A 17,355-nucleotide genomic window follows, 5' to 3' on the forward strand; every position below is an offset into this window, starting at 1 on the left:
TAACTCCTGTGTGATACTATCGCGCAGGTAGAGCTGATACCAAAACTGTCCTTTTGTTGTTTTAAAATCGTACATCAGATCGATAAATTCCTTAGTGATACGATCATCAAAAACGGAAAGACTCGATTGCACCCCTTTGAACGCATCAGGAAAAGCTAGCTGATAACAGGTATTCAGAAAGTAATTCCCCACCTGAAACAGTGAATTTCCTTCGCTGTAGGACACTGCGGGATACACCCCGAGATAATTTTCCCGATAACCCGACATCACCGAGCAAAATAGAAGTCCTGTTGTATCGACCAAAGGCCGTGTGTTTATCCGTTCAGGATTTTGGATTTCCGATTTTTCTATAAACCGGCTTGACACTCCAGTTTTTAAAAAATCTTTGATAATATCCTCTGTGATAGAACTTGCGTATGAATTGAGGACAAATTGCCCCGCTGGATTGATAATCCCTATCGTTGGCAACGTATTATGCGGAAAAAGCGACGTAAACAAGGTATCATTCAGTATTGTCGGCAATACTGGTGTGTAGTTAAAGTCCTCTTTATATTTCTTGAATCGCTTTTTTATCCGCTCTGGTGTATCCTTATTCCGCTTGCTGTTAACCATCACAACCTGTACCTTATCCTGAAAGCGCTGCTGGATCAATTCCATGTCGGGAATTCCTTCAATGCAGCTTGGGCAGCCTGTTGACCAAAAATCCAGCAGAATAAGCTTCCCTTTCAGATCAGCGAACTTGATTGTTTTCTTTTTCCCATTAAAATAGCTCAGTTCGAGCGACTGGTTCCATACCGCATCCGGGATCTTATCGCCCGGTTTTAGCGCAACGAGACTGGATAGCCCATCGGCCCCGCTGTCCTTGCGGGGCGTCTGAGCCGATAAACTAAACATAGAAACTAAACATAAAAACAAGCATGTCAATACCATGCGATACGCACGCTTATAATCTGCGACGAATAAAAAGCATTTTAAAGCCCACTGAACAACTGGACCTATTAATCCAAGCAAAGTATTAACTCGATACTTCAAAGCCTCGCAGGTCGAATTAAAATACTTTAAAACAGATCGTTTCACTTGCACCCCCTGATTCGACACAGCATCTTCTGTCTGCTGGAAAGCTTTCTTTTGTTGTGTGGGTATTGTGCAATCGTTTAGTTGTCCTTGTGTATAACAAGGGCTTAGCAAGGGTGAACCTAGGGTCGCGCTATAGTCAAGCTTGTGTGTTTCTTGTGCCAAGCTATAGTCGACCATCTTTTGAGCAATGCCTGCCGAATTTTTAGATTTCATCGGATTTTCATCGAGTCCGCATCGGGTTTTGATCGGTGTGACCCGATGAGATCCCGATGAAAACTCGATGCCAATAGCATGAAAGTCAGAAGCTGAGGCGAAGTTGATCAGGCGAAAGTCCGAAGAAGGTGATGCCTCTCCCGCTCGTCGACTCGCCTCTGGCTCCGCTTCGAGACTTCTTCGGGACATGGTCGAGACAGGCTTGGCACTTCTTCGGCTCGGCTTCGGCAGGACTTCGAGTACGCTTCGACTCCTACCCGAAGCGCAGTCGAACAACAGTCGAAGCGTTCCCGAAGAAGAGTCGACGCTGGTACGACGCAGTGTCGAAGGATCCTCGAACAAAACCCGAAGGCTGCCCGAAGAATCTGCTTTTTTTAGAAGGTTCTGAGCGCTAATCTTATAGTGCTTTTTTAGCAGGATCGAAGTACCTTTAAAGTACGTTTTTCCTTGTCTAATTTTCATACGCAAATTTTGCGTAATTAGTACTATATCTGTACTTAAGTAGTGCTTCACACGTACTTGAAATATATAGGTTATATAGCCCCTTAAAAAGGCTAAAAATTTCAGGATATTCATTATTTAGTTTATTAGTGGTTTTGAGAAAGCTGATAAAAAAAATCGTAGATTTCCTTGCTACTTTCGAGTTCACAAGCGATGAATCTGTTGCTTCGAAGAAATGAAATTTCCACCTCCGATAGATTAATCTTTTTGTAATGAATCAGAAAGTATGCCATTACCATGCGAAATAATGCGACGGAGAAACTTTGTATATCCGCTGCACTGATCGTAGGATTAACTCCCCTTTCTCGATCGAAATAAATCGTAAGCAATTCTACTAGATGATTACGACAACTATCCATATCATACTTAGTCCAAAAATCTTTAATACATGCTACTGGATCATAGTCCAGATGATGGATTTCGTACATCGCCAGGTCAAAGGCGACTAGTTTCTTTAAAAGCTCTTTCATTTTTTTGGCTTTTGAGGGCGTATATCTGCATGGATTCTTTGAAAAAATAGGAAAAAGCAATCCCTATCGAGTCCAAAGTCTTAACACAGCCTACATTGTTAAAAAATTTATTAACTAAACCTCAGAATGCCGTTTTACTCTTTTCGTCAATGGTTATATATATGTTCGTCACGGACATCCACAATGATAGGAAGAACCGACCCTTTGTTGTATCACAACAATATTTGGGATAGATATTTGTCTTCGAAGAAAAGTTTACCTAAATTTATGGTGCAAACAATTATTTAGAACAAGCCATCTTCATTGCCTTCAATCGCTATTTAATCTATTGATGTGTAGGGTCGGTGGCAAACACGTAAAGGGGAATTTGGTTATTCGTGTGAATAAGCCGTACTAAGCCATTTTTTATTGGCTCCTCTCCCGTCTCGTGCTGTTTATGGTAAACGTTTAATCCGGCGCTCGGATTAAATTTTTGAAATGCTGTTTGGCGGAATACCGAATGAATTGAGACGGGACTCGGTACTCCTGGAATAAAGTTTTATTTAACATCGTTATCATAATTTATCTGGATATGATGAACGTCGTTATCTGATGGGGACCGTTTACTTGTTCAGGTTAGCTAAGCAAGGAGCGGTTTCACACTTTGAACCCAGGGGAGCTAACCCTTGTCACCTCTACGTCTGCAAGAGATTTCGAAATGACATCGCCAAAGCTACACGTGAAACCGCTCGCATGCCGCATATATCAAAAGTATAAAAACTTTATGAACACACAAAAGCATGGAGCGATCTACACGGGTTCTCTCGGCGAATTTTTAGCTCTGTTCGGGTACGAGAAAACGTCGTTCATCAAGGTTATTTACCTCGAATATTAAATCGTCCATACAAATATAACAATAAATATTTGATGTGGCAATAAAACCACAAAATATATTTCTATGATTGAAGAAAAACACTCAAAAGTCTACAAAACAATAGGAAAGAATCTAAGGAAAAGAAGAAATGAATTGGATTTAACACAAGATGAAGTAGCGGAAAAAATTCCTAAAATGGATAGATCAAAAATTAGCGATATGGAAAACGGAAAGGAAGATTTTGTTTTTTCTAAATTTCTAAATCTTTGTGAAGCTTTGGATTTATCTGTAATTGAAGCTCTGAAAGAAGAGGAAGATATGGGGAATTAATTGAAAAATTTGTAACAGCGTATCCGATTAAGAAGAAGGGGGACGATTGATTTAATAAGGAATATAGACTCCTAATCTGTGGGTCCTGAGTTCGAGCCTCAGCGGGGTTGCTCAAGGAGACACCAAGTAATGGTTGTCTCCTTTTTTTATGCTAATAAAAATCTGTGGACCCAAACTGTTACAGTCCAGTCAATTAGTATCCGTCCTATGAAGTACAGGCGCTTTGCTTTTCTACTATTTTCTTGAAGTTTTGAGGATATAGATTCGTTATATTTTTATGATTTATGGAAGCTATATTCTGCAGGGTGTGCTTTAACCACTGAAAAGGGTTTACTTCATGTTTTTTGCAGATGGCGAAGAATGAATATATCATTGCTGAACGCTGTGCTGCCTCATGACTTCCTGCGAACAACCAATTTTTTCGCCCCAGGTTATGTAAAGTTTTACATAACCTGGGTTATGACAAGTCTGCGGTTATGCAAAGTAACTTTTCAAAAGCCAGCTAAGAGTTGCAAATTAGCAAAAGCACTTTACATAATTATGTGTTTGATTTCAATAGTCACAATACCGTGGCTGTTAAAATAAATAGCTATGAGAAAGCTGAGTAAGATAACCAATTCTTTCAATCAACTGATCTTTGATGCGGGTGAAGTTCTGAAAAACAAATTGATCAGAGCAGACGGTACCGTTAAGTGGTATCGATACCACTGGCGGCGAATGCACTTACATTTGTCAAGCGCAGGTATCACTGAGTTTAACTCGGATATCGGTAGACAATACCTACTCGGTCTGTTTGGCGAATTTGACTATGCGACCCTTCGTAAACGAGACAAAGATGTCGTGAAGGTTATCAATGTGCTTTGCGAGTTTTACGACACTGGTACGCTGATTAGTTCTAAAGAGCGCATCGTGCTCGATGGTAACATTGGTGAACAGATTAAGCAGTTCATCTTGTATCTGGAATCGCGTAGATTAAAGCCGTCAACAACCAAAGTGCAAGAACATTACTTAAGTAGGTTCTTGTTCCACCTTAAACCAGACAACATTAATGCTATGAACAAGGTTAACAAGATTATTATCATGGATTATCTTAAGACCTTGGATAGGCACAAACCAAGCGTAGCCCACATGACCTTACGGGCGATCCGTAATTTTTTGAAGTACCTATTTGATCAAGGACTATTAAAGGAAGACACATCGGTTTATGTTCCTAAAGATAAATACATCAAGCAAGCCCATCTGCCATCAACATACAAAATCGATGAGATACAACGCATGATCTCTACGATTGACCGTTCACGCCCCTGTGGCAAACGCAGTTACGCGATGACCTTACTAGCTTCAAGACTTGGACTGCGAGCATCCGATATCGCAGGACTTAAGTTTGAAAACCTTCTTTGGGAACAAAGTCTTATCTCTTTCAATCAGTATAAAACAGGTAGGTTGCTTCAACTACCGCTTCTTGCTGAGGTAGGTGAAGCGATCATTGACTACCTCAAATACGCTAGGCCAGTTTCAGATGAGCCTTATGTATTCTTGAGCGGCCGTTCACCGGTTGGCCGGATATATAGTACTTCGGTTACCGGTGTAGTTCAAAGAGCATTTATTGCTTCTGGCGTCAATATTGAACACCGCCACTACGGCCCTCACGCACTTCGACACAGTTTGGCGAGCCCGCTTTTAGAACAAAGTACTGTTATGCCAGTAATCACAGAGGTGCTGGGGCATGAAGATTCAGGATCAACAAGATATTATTTACGTATCGACCTGACTTCTATGAAACAATGCATGTTAGATGTGCCACCGGTACCCGAGGCTTTTTATGAGCAGAAAGGAGGACATTTTTATGCGTAAGCAATTCGTAGGTATTTACGCTCCATATTTGGAGCAATACTTGGCCGATAAACGTCAACTCGGCTTTAAACAAAATACAGAAGAGGTTATCCTTGGCAGATTTGATCGCTTCACGGTAGAGCGGGGTGAAAAGCATGTAGGTATAACTGCAGAACTTTCGCAAGCTTGGTTAAAAGAAGGTATAAACTTATCTGGGTCATACAATTACCACCGGGTCATACTGTTGAATCAGCTGGCAGCTTTCCTTAATGAACGGGGTATTGGTTCATATGTCTCACGTCTGCCTGTCTTTAAACTTGATTTTGCTCCACACATTTACACACAAGCTGAATTGCAGAAGCTTTTTGATGCTGCGGATAGTTATCGGATCAATAAAGGAACCCGCCAATCAATGTTCGCAATGCCGGCATTATTGCGATTGTTGTATTCCACCGGTTTAAGAGGTGGAGAAGCACTAGCGTTAGCAGTTAAGGATGTTAACCTGGATGACCAGTACCTCATTGTACGCGACAGTAAAAATGGGCAGCAACGGGCTATTCCTTTTTCGGATTCAATGGCAACAGTACTGAAGCAGTATGCTTGCTACAGGGACAAGTTGCCAGTCAATCTTGTAAAAGCCGACCGCTTTTTTATAGCTCCTGACGGCAGGAGGATATCTCGTGATATGATCAGCAAATGGTTTGCCCATTTACTATCAATAGCGGGTATTAATGCAGGACGTGGTGTTACCCCGCACGCTCTACGTCATACTTTCAGCGTCCATTCGCTAGCCATGATGGCGGAGCGGGGAACAGATATCTATTGCTCTCTCCCGATACTTTCCACCTACCTCGGTCACAAAGCAATAGAGTCCACCAATCATTACGTGAGACTGGTAGCTTCAATGTTCCCTGACTTGCTAAAGGATGTCGACAGGATATGCATTAACGTTTTTCCAAATGCTACTGGCTATGAAACCTACTGACTTTTCAAAATATCTGTCAGGGTTTCTGACTGGGTATTTGGCCCACGAACGAGGTGCCAGTAAGAACACGATTTGTGCTTATCGCGATACTTTTGTTCTGTTCATCGGCTACATGGCTACTCAAGGAATACCGGTAAACCGACTTATCCTAGAGTCCATTACACAACATGCAGTTGTGGGTTTTCTGGATTGGTTGCAAGCCGAACGGCGAAACAGTAATACGACCAGAAATGCAAGATTGGCTGCGATTCACGCTTTTTTCAGTTATATACAGTATCAACAACCTGAGCATTTGTACGAATGCTAAAAAGATACTATCCATACCGATGAAACGTAAAGTCACTGTTCCGATGAACTATCTAACGATCGAAGGTATAAAAGCGTTGCTGGAACAACCAGATACGAGGACATCAAAAGGTCGTCGGGATCTCGCATTGCTTTCGTTGATGTATGATACTGGTGCAAGGGTACAAGAAGTTATTGACCTAGTGCCATCCAGTTTGAGACTCGATGGACTCAATACAATCTGTATCACCGGTAAAGGAAATAAGACAAGGATCGTTCCCATGCTTGAAGATCAGGTAAGGCTATTGAAATTATATATCACTGAACATCAACTTGAACAAGGGAGTAATAATAAACATCCTTTATTCTTCAACAGCCGCCGAGAAAAACTCACCCGTGCTGGTGTGAACCACATTTTGATCAAATATGCTGAGATGGCAAGAAAGACAAGCAATGTTTATTTGCCTGAAAAAATTAGTTGTCATGTATTGCGACACTCCAAAGCGATGCATCTGTTACAGGCTGGTGTAAACCTGGTGTACATCCGGGATATACTCGGGCACGTATCAGTTCAAACTACGGAAGTTTACGCCAAGGCTGACTCACGGGCAAAACGAGAGGCAATCGAAAAGGCTTACACGTCAGTGGCGCCCCAAAAAGAACCGATTTGGTTGTCAAACAACAACCTACTGGATTGGCTTAAAAGCTTTTAACAATATGATGGTTAATAAAATACTATCAATGATTATGCAAAGTCGTCCTCCATAAAAGCTTAATTGCAGGCAGTTCTCGCGGTATATCACGCTACACTTCGGATAACCATTAGCTTGTCATAACCCAGGGCAACCGGTCGAATGGCGTTCTCGATAAGGTTATTGTCAATGTGCAGATTTCCATCGCGTAAATATTCCGATAGCATGTCCCAGCGTGCGTATGTATAGACCATAGCCTTTCCGATCTGGCTTTTGGGCAATGTGTTTTTTATCTCCTGAAATATCCATTTCCCCATATCGTTGAGTATCGGCAGCGATTCTTCCAGCCGCAGTTTCTTTATCTTTTCTGGAGAAAGATTATCCTGTTTTGCTTTTCGCTCGATAGCATATAACTGCTGTATCATCAGTAATGCCTTTTTTGCTCTTTCCGGGTCATTCTGCAGGGCTTTTTCAAACTCGCGGCGCGCGTGTGCCCAGCAGGCCAGATGGGTGATGTCTTTATTCTTGCCCAACTTTTCGTAGGCGGCATACCCATCCGTCTGCAGATATCCCTTAAAATTATCCAGCATAGATTTAGGTACATGGCCACCACGTGAAGGGTTATAATCGAACAGCACCGTTTTATCCAAAGGCGAATGGTAGACCCAAAAATACCCCTGATGGGCAGCACCTTTTTTATCGCTGTCCAATACTTTTATGACCGTTTCGTCTACCTGAAGATATCCCTGTGCTTTTGTATCCAAGACAAGCTGTTCATACAATGGTTCGAGTTTTTCCAGTGCCTGTCTGGTCCATCCTTCGATCGTTGAGGAGGCTATTTGTATGTTTTCTCTGGCGAAGATCTGCTTTTGCCGATACAGCGGCAAGTGATCGCCGTATTTTCCCACCAGTATCATCGCCAGTAAGCTCGGCCCTGCGATTCCTTTATCGATTACACGCTCAGGAAGCTCGGCGATGGCTATGGCAGATTTATCTTTAGCCGCATATTTATAACGGATGTAGCGTTTGATATAGAACTTGGCAGGCTCACACTCCAGTTCCTCGGTAATTTCCTTGCCGATACAGACCATTTCAGACAGATCACCCTCGGGATGGATCTCGATCTCTTCTACAGGAAGGTGGGCGGGCAGTTTCGCCCGTCCCTTATGATTAGGTCGTTTACGTATGTACTCGATCTTTACTTTGATTTCCTCCTGTTGCTGGGCAACTTCGGCCGGCTCTGCATTAAAAGGAAGCATGGTCTGGTTGGGATCACCTTCAAAGCGTTCACGTTTCTGTCCGAATTGCATGCGCTTATACATGGCAAGTTGCGACTTTAGGTAATCTATCTCTTCGTCTTTTTTTGAGGTATCCTGGGAAAGTGACTTTATCTTTTCATCACGTTCGGAAAGAGCTTGGTCACGACTGGAAATGACCTTGAGAAGGTCTTCTTTTGAGAGATTTTCCAGTGCTATTTCCATACCCTAAATTTACATTTAATTTTCCGATTACACACAAGCGGATAAAAATTGGCGAGAGCTATCGCAATCAAAGCAAGTCCCGCTGCTTATCTTTATGTTGAAAAAAAAAGTTATATGAAAACAGCAGGACTTGACGTGCATAAAGATAGTATTTTTTGTGCGGTATTTAATGGGAAGCATTATTCGGATGTGGAGGTTTTCGAAACCTTCAGTACGGGCATTCGACAGTTGGGAGCCTACTTGAAGGCTGCGGGTGTTCTCCGAGTAGCGATGGAGAGTACCAGTGACCGATATCGGAGGGAAAAGTATGCTGAGTGTCATTGATGCCCTGATAGCCGGGGAGCGTGATGCCGTACGTTTAAGCAAACTGGTCTATGCCAGTAAGAAGAACAAAGAAAACGGAAAGCTGGCAGCAGCACTAACCGGCTGCATGAAGGAGCACCACCGCTTCAACCTGCAGATGGCAAAAGCTGAATACGACCTGTTGATCAAGCAGTCTGCTGAGTATATAGAAAAGATTGAAGCTATCTGCCTGCGTGATTTTCCACGGCAGAGTGCCTTGCTAAAGACGATTCCCGGCGTTAGCCGTATCAGTTCCGCTGTGATCATCGCCGAGACCGGCGCAGACATGAAAGTTTTTGAAAACAGCGGTAAACTGAGCGGATGGGTCGGATTACGACCAAAGAATGATGAAAGCGCAGGGAAATATAAAAGTACAGCGATCACTAAAGGAAACAGATATCTCAAGCCAATACTGGTACAGGTTGCCTGGGCGGCAAGCCGCTGTAAAGGCTCCTATTTTAAAGACAAATTCAACCGTCTAAGTATAAGAAAATCCTCGAAAAAGGCCCTGATCGCTATCGCACGAAAAATATCCGTTGTTGTATGGAATATCCTAAAAGACTTAACCCCTTATAATCCGGCACTACAGGTGATCTACGAACCAGCCAAACTAGATGCCAGGATACGGTATCACCAAAAAGAAATGGAACGCATAGCGAAACTTAATCCATAACAATTTTTTGCGTAAAGGCCGGGTATCTTTATGGTGGCTAAAAGACCCCGTTTTTAAATTGGCTAATGCAAATGCCTGAAAAGGCTATAAGTACACAAGCATGAGTTAATGCCAGCCTTACGGCTGACCAAACTCGAAGAGGAAAATCGCAAAACCCAATGCGCAAGTGGACTGTATTATAGTTAATTTATAGAGGAAAGATACGGAATTACCCGCGCCCATGCAACCAAAAGCCACTTTTAAGGCAAAGAAAAACGTCTTTTCTGAATGCTTTTTACAACTTGTATACCCTCAACCATCAGAACCAGGTCACTCCAGAATAGTTCACCGTTTTTCACCCCTGGTGCCAGAAAAGTTCCGCTCTCCAAACGTTTATAATACAACACAAAGCCACCCTTCTCCCAATGCAATAGCTTAACATGCGTAAGACTACGGTTCAGGAAAACGAACACTTCACCACTGGTGGCCTGTCGTTGCATACCCGAACTGATCAGTCCGCAGAGTCCGTCAAATGATTTTCGCATGTCGCAAAAGCCGTCATAAAGGTAAAAACGGTGCGATGAACCAAGCGCAAACATCAGTATAGACGGATCAGCTGTGACACAAGGGCAACATCGTTTTCGATCTTGATACGCACACCATTGGGATAAATAATCTCAACATCGCTCTTTCCCCGCGCCTTATCAATTGTTATAAAGTTTCCGAGGCCTGTTGTGTCATTTTCTTTACTGCGCGAAAACCAATAATAAAAGGTCGCTTCGTTGATCCCATTTTCCGCGCAGTAAGCTTTCTTACTTTTTCCGCTCCGATGCCAGTCTGCTATCATAGACTGCATACGCTCGCGCTTTTCTTCTAAGTTGTTCATACAGCAAAGCTAAAGCTTAATGCGATCTAAGGCAATATATACTTCATAGCACGGATACTCATATCCGCTGTAAAGGCCTTTTTATCCTTCCATACAACATATCTGCAGGCATTTCGGATCTGGTGGACAACACAGACCTGGGTGCTGCACTCAGGAAATACACTCCGTATGGTAGCGGAGAAGCCGTTGAGATTATCGGTCGCTGTGATCAGCATATCCTCGACGCCCCGGGATTTCAGGTCTGTCAGGATACCCATCCAAAAACTGGCACTTTCATTCTTGCCCAGCCCCATGCCCAGGACTTCTTTATAGCCATCCCTGTTTAGGCCCACAGCGAGATAAATGGTTTTATTGACCACTTTGGAGTTCTCCCTGACCTTAAAAACAATGCCATCCATCCAGACAATCAGATAGACCTTGTCCAGCGGGCGGTTTTGCCAGGCGATCACATCACCTGCCACACGGTCGGTAATCCGGGAAATCGTCGATTCAGAAAGGTCGAATCCATACACATCGCGCATCATGTTTTCTATATCCGAAACACTCATACCTTTGGCATATAACGAAACTATGACATTCTCCACGCCGTCAATCATGTTCTTGCGTTTGGGAACGATGATGGGATTGAATGTACCATCGCGATCTCGGGGAACCTGAATTTCCAGATCTCCCTGATCACCACGAACCTTTTTGCTCGTATGTCCGTTGCGGGAATTGCCCTGGCCACTGCGCTCATGCTTTTCATAACCAAGGTGGCCATCCATTTCTCCTTCGAGCATCTGCGATACTGCTCGTGCCTGTAATTCGGGAAAAAATGATTGCAGCTCTAAACCGTCCTTAAAACTCTTTAAGAACTCCTTGTCGTTTAATAGTGACTCCTTGTCAATCATACGCTTATAAAGTTAGTAAATAAAAAATGCGAAGTCCTTTCAAACTCCGCATTTCTATAACTTACACACTTTATGAGACAGTGTCTTGTATTACTCTGAAACATATTATTTGGGAGTGTAACACCAACTATTATTTAAAACAATTCTCTTAGATCATTATTTTCAATTGCTATGATTACTTCTTTGCTTCTCCCTCTTGTCCTGGATTCAATATCATAAAGATAACTTTCGCCAAGGTGACGTTTGAGATAAGCAATCTCTTCTAAAAAGTAGCGAATTGATTTTTTATCATCAGATAGCTCCTGAGCACCAATTCGTCTAATACTTTTGGTTGAAAGTGTATGGTAATGACGTAAATCCCTAATCAACATTTGGATAAAATTTAAATTTTCGAAATTTAAGTCTTTTAAAATTCTAAGTGATTTTTTGAGGTTTGCCTCAGCTTTTTGTTCTAACGATATCTCGCTTCTACCCATTTTGTATTTAGGTCTAAATTCCTTTACCTCTTCATACAAACCCCAGAAAACTGATGAAAGCTTCAGGGTCGGTTCGTCAATTGCACAAGCTATTTTTTCCAAGAGATCTTCAAAATCAATCTCACTGATCGTTCTGCCTTCATCTTTGCCTACGGACTGTGCAAACAAACTCAGCCCTTTACGTCTTAGGACATTTAATTCGTATTCGGAATGTTTTTTAGCAGTTTTTACGCGAGGTGGGAGCTGACTAATTTTATCTAAGATCTCAGGATGTTTTTTCTGTAAATCGGCATAGAGATTTCTGATCTTGGTAATTGTATTAACTTCTCCTTCCTCTTGTGGGTTACTGTTGATTTTTGAACCCAAAGCAGCAGCAGAAGGTTCCTCATCTTCATCAAAAATCTTTGCGTCTTCTCCCAAAGCATTATGAATCAAAAACATTTTTTGCTGTGCAATTTCCCTTGATTTTACGATATCTGCTCCTTTTAATGAAGGAAAGAAATTTAGGATAAATAATTCATCATATACCTTAGAGCCAATACGGTTAATACGACCTACGCGCTGAATAACACGTGTGGGATTCCATGGAATATCATAATTGATAATTACTCCAGCCCTATTCAAATTAAATCCTTCGGACAGCTTATCTGAGGTCAGTAATATCTTGAAATGATTGGTCTTTGTGCCTTTATACTGTGCATTAAAGTCGCTGTTTAGATTTTTGGCTAACTCCTTTGAGACTTTACCATCGCATATTAAAACATCATTTCCGAATTCTTTCCTAAACCGTTTTTCAAGATGATAAATTGTATCTACATATTCTGAGAATAAAATTATCTTTCGGTCAGGTTCTTTTATCAAAAGCTTTTTGATTTTATTGATAATTTCCTCTTGTTTAGGATCTTTATCGACTAGTTTCAAATCTTTTAATCGTTGTTGAATATCTTGGAACAATTGAATATCCGAATCTATATCATCTAAAAATTCCTGCCTTCTCTGAAACGTATTAATGTCATAAACTTCATTGTTTTTGGGTGTTTTCCGTTTGAGATCACCAGCAGCATATTTTTCTAAATTGGCTTCAATATCTTCAATTTCAAAATCTTTAATTCGATCTATGAAAGAACGATCCAATATAAATTTATCGGTTTTATAAATAAAATCTTTCACCAATTTATGTACCTTTAAGAACCTCTCGATAGATTTTTCAAAAGAACCAAATGAAGACTCAAATCGTTTCACCAAAATACGACGCATAAAATCGTATAAGTTTTTCTGTTGGTTGTATTGCCGATTTCCAGATTCATCAAGCTTGTCACTCAGTATTTTTTCGTAACTGAACGGCTGGTAGATAGCTCCTGTAAATACTCCATTTTCTGCAAAATATTTACTAATGATATTATCATAAAATTCATCCTGCTCGGGATCCAAATAGTAAAAAACCTCTTTCGGATCTTTCACAATAGATAAGTCACCAACTTCTTTAGCATAAACATAATCCTGCTTTAAATCCAAACGATTTCTCCGAATTACTACAGGACTTATTATACGCTTTATATCATTAGATAAGCGTTTTGTTTGAGCTTTTACTTTTTTAATATCTATTGGCAAATTTTCATCAATCATTATTGTGTAGTAATTCTCTGCTATCTTTCTTTTTCTATCGTCAGTAGAATTCCAATGCTTGAATATAAAAGACAACTGCTTATACTCGTAGTTTAAGCGACTGAACTTTCCCGCCAGATTATCCTCTAAGGAGATAGTAGATTTACCCGGAACAATAAATAACTTTAACAAAGAGAAGATATCTGCGGGAGAATTATTGAACGGTGTAGCGGACAAAAGAATCACTTTTTTACCACGGCAAATCATTGATAGAGCTTCATAATCAGAAGTATCTTGATTACGAAAATAATGGGCTTCATCTACGATAATGATTTCAAAGTCTCTGCCTTCAATATTATCAGCTATTTGATCAATTTTACCTCGACTATACACCTGCCAGTTATATAATCCAAACTTCTCTAAATATTCCCACCAACCACTATCTTTTTTTTCTGCATCACCTATTAATCCCGGAGGACAAATAATTATCCCCCTTTTATTCATCTGACGGGCAATCATTGATGCTATGACTGATTTCCCTAAACCTACCACATCGGCAATAATACAACCATTGTGTTCCTTGATCATTTGGATGGCTTGATTCACTGCATCTGATTGATAGCTAAATTTTTTAAGCTCTATCTTATCCAATAAAGCATCCAAATCAACGTCTTCTTTCTCCTGATTTTGTAGGTCGAGATAAGTTTTTATAACAAGACAATAGGCTTCAAAAGGCGTTATTGTAGCAACTTGCGTTTTATTTTTGATAAAGTCAATCAGTATTTTACGATTTTCTAAATTATCTGTGATTGGTGTTGCTCTTTCCCACAATTCGTCGAAATATTGAACAGCGTCAGCATACCCATAATCTTTGATCTCGACATTAAATTCTTCCTGATTATGTAAACCGGAACGAGTTAGATTACTACTTCCTGTGATAAATTGTCCAGACATACCTTGTATTTCTGCCTGGTCTTCATTGAGATGGAAGAGATATAGTTTTGCGTGATTTGGATTCTCTGTTTTACGTATTTCTAACCGGTTTTCTTCGATCATCTGTACGAAGAATCTTACCTGGTTGTAGAACTCTTCAGTGTCCATTTCTTCATTATTCAATGCAAATCCCAATGAAACAAGATATTTTTGAAATTCTTCATCCATCGAGCTATTTTCCTCTTGTTGTTCGGCGTATTCAATAATATTTCCCAGATAGTTACAAACCTGTAATCCAATTAACAGTTTTAACTTTTGTTGTGGATTTCTTTGAAGGCTTAGATAGATATCCGACCATCCTGAGAAATAAAAATAGCCTACTAAAAATTTCAATTCATCGCTGATAGAAATCAAAGTATTTAGCCTTCCTTTTAGCGTCTTAGTTTGTTTATTATTGGTAATAAAATTATTTGCCATTTTAAATATTTTTTATTCCAGGATTAGTAGGTGTGAGGATATATTTTTCCTAAATCCCAATTCTGTTGATTGATTTTGTTCTTGATATCCCTTAGTTGTTCTAGGATTTCCTCAAATGTTGGAGCATCGGGTTGATAGATCATTTCCTCTCTCATCTTTTTATAATCGCGCTCCCAAGCTTCTAACACTCCGTTCACAGGCATAAAATCGAGCATTTTCGGTGACAACTGATTGTAATCGACACCACCTACCTTTGTAAAATTAAATCGGTGTTCAACAATTGTTTTATACAAATCACAGTCATCAATAGCACTCAAGTATTTACTTCTTGACAATTGATATACATCGTATAGATGACGACTCAGTCGATCGACCCTTATTTTTTCTAAAGGTTTATGAAACTCCTCGTGCAAAAGAAAAAGTTTTTCCAAGAGTGTTCGTTCTGGGTTGACTGTTGGTATTACCACTGCCGGTGCCGAGAAATCCCTATCTGCATATAAATCATCTAAAAAAGAAGTTACAGGCTGCAAAGTATAAGGTTCTATTAGTGAACGACAACCGATTTCTATCTGTATTCGAGGCTGAACATAGCCCAAACTCTTTATAACATTAGGATAGTAAATCTCAATAATCCTAGGGTCTTGATCGCTGTCCTCGGCTTCTACAAGATTAAATTCCAGATTTTTAAATCCATATACTGAGAACCTGTCCTGTAATTCCAAATAAAATTGTTCAGACGTATATTTATAAGCAGCCTTTCTTAACTGAGTACGTTTATTCTTAGACAATAAACCGCCAAATCCTAAAAATTTTCTGTCAATAGCTAAGTCAATATCTTCTGAAAACCGATGAATAAGGTTCCAGGATTTACTCAATGATGTTCCACCTTTGAACACAAGATGTTCAGCAGCACTTGTTTCAAATACAATTTCCAATGTACGTACTACCCACCAATCTTTTTCTGCCACAGAAGGAGGAATCCCAATATGTTCAGCGACTTGATTATAAGCGTTGATTTGAGTTTCAGTTGGTATAGTGAGCCAATTAATCATTTCTGTTTGTTTTTAAAGCCTGACGCATGATAATTCTAATCCATTCTGGGGCTAATTTTATATCGTGTTGTAAGCGGTAAGGGTCTTCTTTTTCTAATTGTCGAAGGATACTATTTATTTCGTCTTCTGTTACCTTGTCTTTACCTATTTCACGAAGTGCCTGAATTGCTAAACTACTTATCGACCCAATTGCTGCCAGATTTCGTGGACTTGTTTTCTTAAATACGATTTTCCGCTTTCCTATTTGTATAGTACGTGCAGCTCCATCTGTAAGATAGACCAAATTCATCGGAACTTGTGTAGATAGACCCAATGCATTTAGTGCTAATATACCAGTAGGAACAATCCTCGCTTTATCTCTTCGACGAACCGCTTCGGCTATCTCTTCCGTAGTTGGATAAATTGCTCCTAATACGGGATCTATCCTTAAACGGGAATAAATACCACGAGATACCCGCGACAATTCTTCTTTTTCTACCAATCGTTCTAATGCTTTGGATACGGCTTTAGAAGTACCCAAATTAAGAAAATCTTCGATAAAGAATAGCGAACCCCTCTTGGCTTTCTTAATCTTTACAATTATTTTATTATCAACACTTTCCAAATTTTATACTAATTATTATGTCGCAAAAATAGTGAAAATTTGCGACAGAAATGAATTATGATTTTAATTTTTGATTCAGAACAAATGATGATACGGTTAGACGATGCACCCCCAGAATTCTACCAATAGCGGAATACGACACGTTTTTATCGAGTAACTCCTGTATTTTCTTTTCTTGACCTGTCAATTTTGTTTTGGCTGATTTACTTCCAACCGGACGACCGAGAACAACTCCTTCAGCACGTTTTCTTGCCAAGGCCTCCTTAGTACGTTGTGAAATTAAATTCCGTTCAATCTCAGCCGATAAACCAAATGCAAAAGCCAAAACCTTAGAATTGATATCACTTCCTAAGCGATAATTATCTTTTATAGTCCACACTTGAATATCACGGTTCATACATTCATTAAGCACTCCCATGATCATTAGTAGGTTTCGCCCCAAGCGAGAAAGTTCCGAGCAAATAAGAATATCGCCTGTTTGCATCTTCTCTAAAATTTTACCTAATTTCCGGTCTTCTACCTTCTTTGTTCCAGAAACAGTTTCATCTATCCATTTATCAACAAACAGTGAATGTGCTTGGCAAAATTGATTGATTTCAAATCTTTGATTTTCTACATTTTGGTGGTCTGTGCTAATTCTGATGTATCCGTAAGTCATTTTTATATTTAATTTATACAATTATTATCATCAATAAATGTATAAAAGAACTTTCAATAA

16 protein-coding genes and 2 pseudogenes are annotated in these 17,355 nt (G+C 40.1%); 7 read left to right on the plus strand and 11 right to left on the minus strand.

The annotated features are described in order from the left end of the window. A partial coding sequence (locus BGP15_RS06870) for a TlpA family protein disulfide reductase (RefSeq protein ID WP_286769075.1) occupies window positions 1–1,752 on the minus strand: 1,752 nt, incomplete at its 3' end. 125 nt (window positions 1,753–1,877) lie between these two features. Next, entirely contained in the window at window positions 1,878–2,261 is a 384-nt protein-coding gene (locus BGP15_RS06875; RefSeq protein ID WP_147282065.1) for a hypothetical protein, read from the minus strand. 937 nt (window positions 2,262–3,198) lie between these two features. Here BGP15_RS06875 and BGP15_RS06880 point away from each other — a divergent pair. Further along, window positions 3,199–3,444: a helix-turn-helix domain-containing protein gene (locus tag BGP15_RS06880; protein ID WP_201303489.1), complete on the plus strand. Its 246-nt coding sequence runs from the start codon at window positions 3,199–3,201 to the stop codon at window positions 3,442–3,444. Between the two features lie 205 nt (window positions 3,445–3,649). On the opposite strand, the pseudogene BGP15_RS06885 reads toward BGP15_RS06880, so the two are convergent. Beyond that, window positions 3,650–3,874: pseudogene (locus tag BGP15_RS06885) on the minus strand (IS66 family transposase); the annotation flags it as partial. Window positions 3,875–4,035: 161 nt separating this feature from the next. On the opposite strand from BGP15_RS06885, the gene BGP15_RS06890 reads away from it, so the two are divergent. Genes BGP15_RS06890 through BGP15_RS06905 form a run of 4 tightly spaced genes read left to right on the plus strand, consistent with a single transcriptional unit; the run spans window position 4,036 to window position 7,260 of the window. Beyond that, window positions 4,036–5,298 carry a site-specific integrase gene (locus BGP15_RS06890; RefSeq protein ID WP_286769076.1) on the plus strand — a complete coding sequence of 421 codons (1,263 nt, stop codon included), beginning with the start codon at window positions 4,036–4,038 and terminating at the stop codon, window positions 5,296–5,298. Continuing rightward, window positions 5,291–6,262: a tyrosine-type recombinase/integrase gene (locus BGP15_RS06895; protein WP_159332804.1), complete on the plus strand. Its 972-nt coding sequence runs from the start codon at window positions 5,291–5,293 to the stop codon at window positions 6,260–6,262. The genes BGP15_RS06890 and BGP15_RS06895 overlap by 8 nt, the downstream gene beginning before the upstream one ends. Next, window positions 6,249–6,569, plus strand: coding sequence for a site-specific integrase (locus tag BGP15_RS06900; RefSeq protein WP_201303488.1), 321 nt, complete (start codon window positions 6,249–6,251; stop codon window positions 6,567–6,569). The genes BGP15_RS06895 and BGP15_RS06900 overlap by 14 nt, the downstream gene beginning before the upstream one ends. A 19-nt stretch (window positions 6,570–6,588) precedes the next feature. After that, complete coding sequence (locus tag BGP15_RS06905) at window positions 6,589–7,260, plus strand: tyrosine-type recombinase/integrase (RefSeq protein WP_201303487.1); 672 nt, start codon at window positions 6,589–6,591, stop codon at window positions 7,258–7,260. A 122-nt stretch (window positions 7,261–7,382) separates the two neighbouring features. Here the strand turns inward: BGP15_RS06905 and tnpC are convergent. Beyond that, window positions 7,383–8,720, minus strand: a pseudogene (gene tnpC, locus BGP15_RS06910) (IS66 family transposase); the annotation flags it as partial. A 114-nt stretch (window positions 8,721–8,834) separates the two neighbouring features. Here tnpC and BGP15_RS06915 point away from each other — a divergent pair. After that, complete coding sequence (locus BGP15_RS06915; RefSeq protein ID WP_147282064.1) at window positions 8,835–9,044, plus strand: IS110 family transposase; 210 nt, start codon at window positions 8,835–8,837, stop codon at window positions 9,042–9,044. Beyond that, complete coding sequence (locus BGP15_RS06920; protein ID WP_115049968.1) at window positions 9,028–9,735, plus strand: transposase; 708 nt, start codon at window positions 9,028–9,030, stop codon at window positions 9,733–9,735. Before BGP15_RS06915 ends, BGP15_RS06920 begins: the two co-directional genes overlap by 17 nt. A gap of 239 nt (window positions 9,736–9,974) precedes the next feature. On the opposite strand, the gene tnpB is transcribed toward BGP15_RS06920, so the two are convergent. The 7 genes from tnpB to BGP15_RS06955 all read right to left on the minus strand — a co-directional run bounded on the left by tnpB (window position 9,975) and on the right by BGP15_RS06955 (window position 17,295). Further along, entirely contained in the window at window positions 9,975–10,313 is a 339-nt protein-coding gene (gene tnpB / locus BGP15_RS06925; RefSeq protein ID WP_115049966.1) for an IS66 family insertion sequence element accessory protein TnpB, read from the minus strand. Continuing rightward, window positions 10,313–10,600, minus strand: coding sequence for an IS66 family insertion sequence element accessory protein TnpA (gene tnpA / locus BGP15_RS06930; RefSeq protein ID WP_236560131.1), 288 nt, complete (start codon window positions 10,598–10,600; stop codon window positions 10,313–10,315). Before tnpA ends, tnpB begins: the two co-directional genes overlap by 1 nt. 26 nt (window positions 10,601–10,626) lie before the next feature. After that, window positions 10,627–11,490 (minus strand): IS256 family transposase, encoded by an 864-nt coding sequence (locus BGP15_RS06935; RefSeq protein ID WP_236560130.1) that lies wholly within the window; start codon window positions 11,488–11,490, stop codon window positions 10,627–10,629. Between the two features lie 134 nt (window positions 11,491–11,624). Beyond that, a complete protein-coding gene (locus tag BGP15_RS06940; protein WP_115049965.1) occupies window positions 11,625–14,981 on the minus strand; it encodes a helicase-related protein in 3,357 nt (1,118 codons plus the stop codon). A gap of 23 nt (window positions 14,982–15,004) precedes the next feature. Beyond that, window positions 15,005–16,033, minus strand: coding sequence for a nucleotidyl transferase AbiEii/AbiGii toxin family protein (locus BGP15_RS06945; RefSeq protein ID WP_115049963.1), 1,029 nt, complete (start codon window positions 16,031–16,033; stop codon window positions 15,005–15,007). After that, window positions 16,026–16,637, minus strand: a complete 612-nt coding sequence (locus tag BGP15_RS06950) for a DUF6088 family protein (RefSeq protein WP_115049961.1) — start codon at window positions 16,635–16,637, stop codon at window positions 16,026–16,028. The genes BGP15_RS06945 and BGP15_RS06950 overlap by 8 nt, the downstream gene beginning before the upstream one ends. Before the next feature lie 55 nt (window positions 16,638–16,692). Beyond that, complete coding sequence (locus tag BGP15_RS06955) at window positions 16,693–17,295, minus strand: master DNA invertase Mpi family serine-type recombinase (protein ID WP_115049959.1); 603 nt, start codon at window positions 17,293–17,295, stop codon at window positions 16,693–16,695. Window positions 17,296–17,355: the final 60 nt, after the last annotated feature.

The sequence above is a fragment of the Sphingobacterium sp. 40-24 genome (assembly GCF_001899705.1).
Classification (GTDB): Bacteria; Bacteroidota; Bacteroidia; order Sphingobacteriales; family Sphingobacteriaceae; genus Sphingobacterium; species Sphingobacterium multivorum.

Bases quoted from the DNA above. Each gene is read 5' to 3' on its own strand.
- BGP15_RS06905 (WP_201303487.1), top strand. From the start codon at position 6,589: ATGAAACGTAAAGTCACTGTTCCGATGAACTATCTAACGATCGAAGGT.
- BGP15_RS06880 (WP_201303489.1), top strand. From the start codon at position 3,199: ATGATTGAAGAAAAACACTCAAAAGTCTACAAAACAATAGGAAAGAAT.
- tnpB (WP_115049966.1), bottom strand. From the start codon at position 10,313: ATGTTTGCGCTTGGTTCATCGCACCGTTTTTACCTTTATGACGGCTTT.
- BGP15_RS06895 (WP_159332804.1), top strand. From the start codon at position 5,291: ATGCGTAAGCAATTCGTAGGTATTTACGCTCCATATTTGGAGCAATAC.
- BGP15_RS06945 (WP_115049963.1), bottom strand. From the start codon at position 16,033: ATGATTAATTGGCTCACTATACCAACTGAAACTCAAATCAACGCTTAT.
- tnpA (WP_236560131.1), bottom strand. From the start codon at position 10,600: ATGAACAACTTAGAAGAAAAGCGCGAGCGTATGCAGTCTATGATAGCA.
- BGP15_RS06920 (WP_115049968.1), top strand. From the start codon at position 9,028: ATGCTGAGTGTCATTGATGCCCTGATAGCCGGGGAGCGTGATGCCGTA.
- BGP15_RS06935 (WP_236560130.1), bottom strand. From the start codon at position 11,490: ATGATTGACAAGGAGTCACTATTAAACGACAAGGAGTTCTTAAAGAGT.
- BGP15_RS06940 (WP_115049965.1), bottom strand. From the start codon at position 14,981: ATGGCAAATAATTTTATTACCAATAATAAACAAACTAAGACGCTAAAA.
- BGP15_RS06915 (WP_147282064.1), top strand. From the start codon at position 8,835: ATGAAAACAGCAGGACTTGACGTGCATAAAGATAGTATTTTTTGTGCG.
- BGP15_RS06900 (WP_201303488.1), top strand. From the start codon at position 6,249: ATGAAACCTACTGACTTTTCAAAATATCTGTCAGGGTTTCTGACTGGG.
- BGP15_RS06890 (WP_286769076.1), top strand. From the start codon at position 4,036: ATGAGAAAGCTGAGTAAGATAACCAATTCTTTCAATCAACTGATCTTT.
- BGP15_RS06955 (WP_115049959.1), bottom strand. From the start codon at position 17,295: ATGACTTACGGATACATCAGAATTAGCACAGACCACCAAAATGTAGAA.
- BGP15_RS06875 (WP_147282065.1), bottom strand. From the start codon at position 2,261: ATGAAAGAGCTTTTAAAGAAACTAGTCGCCTTTGACCTGGCGATGTAC.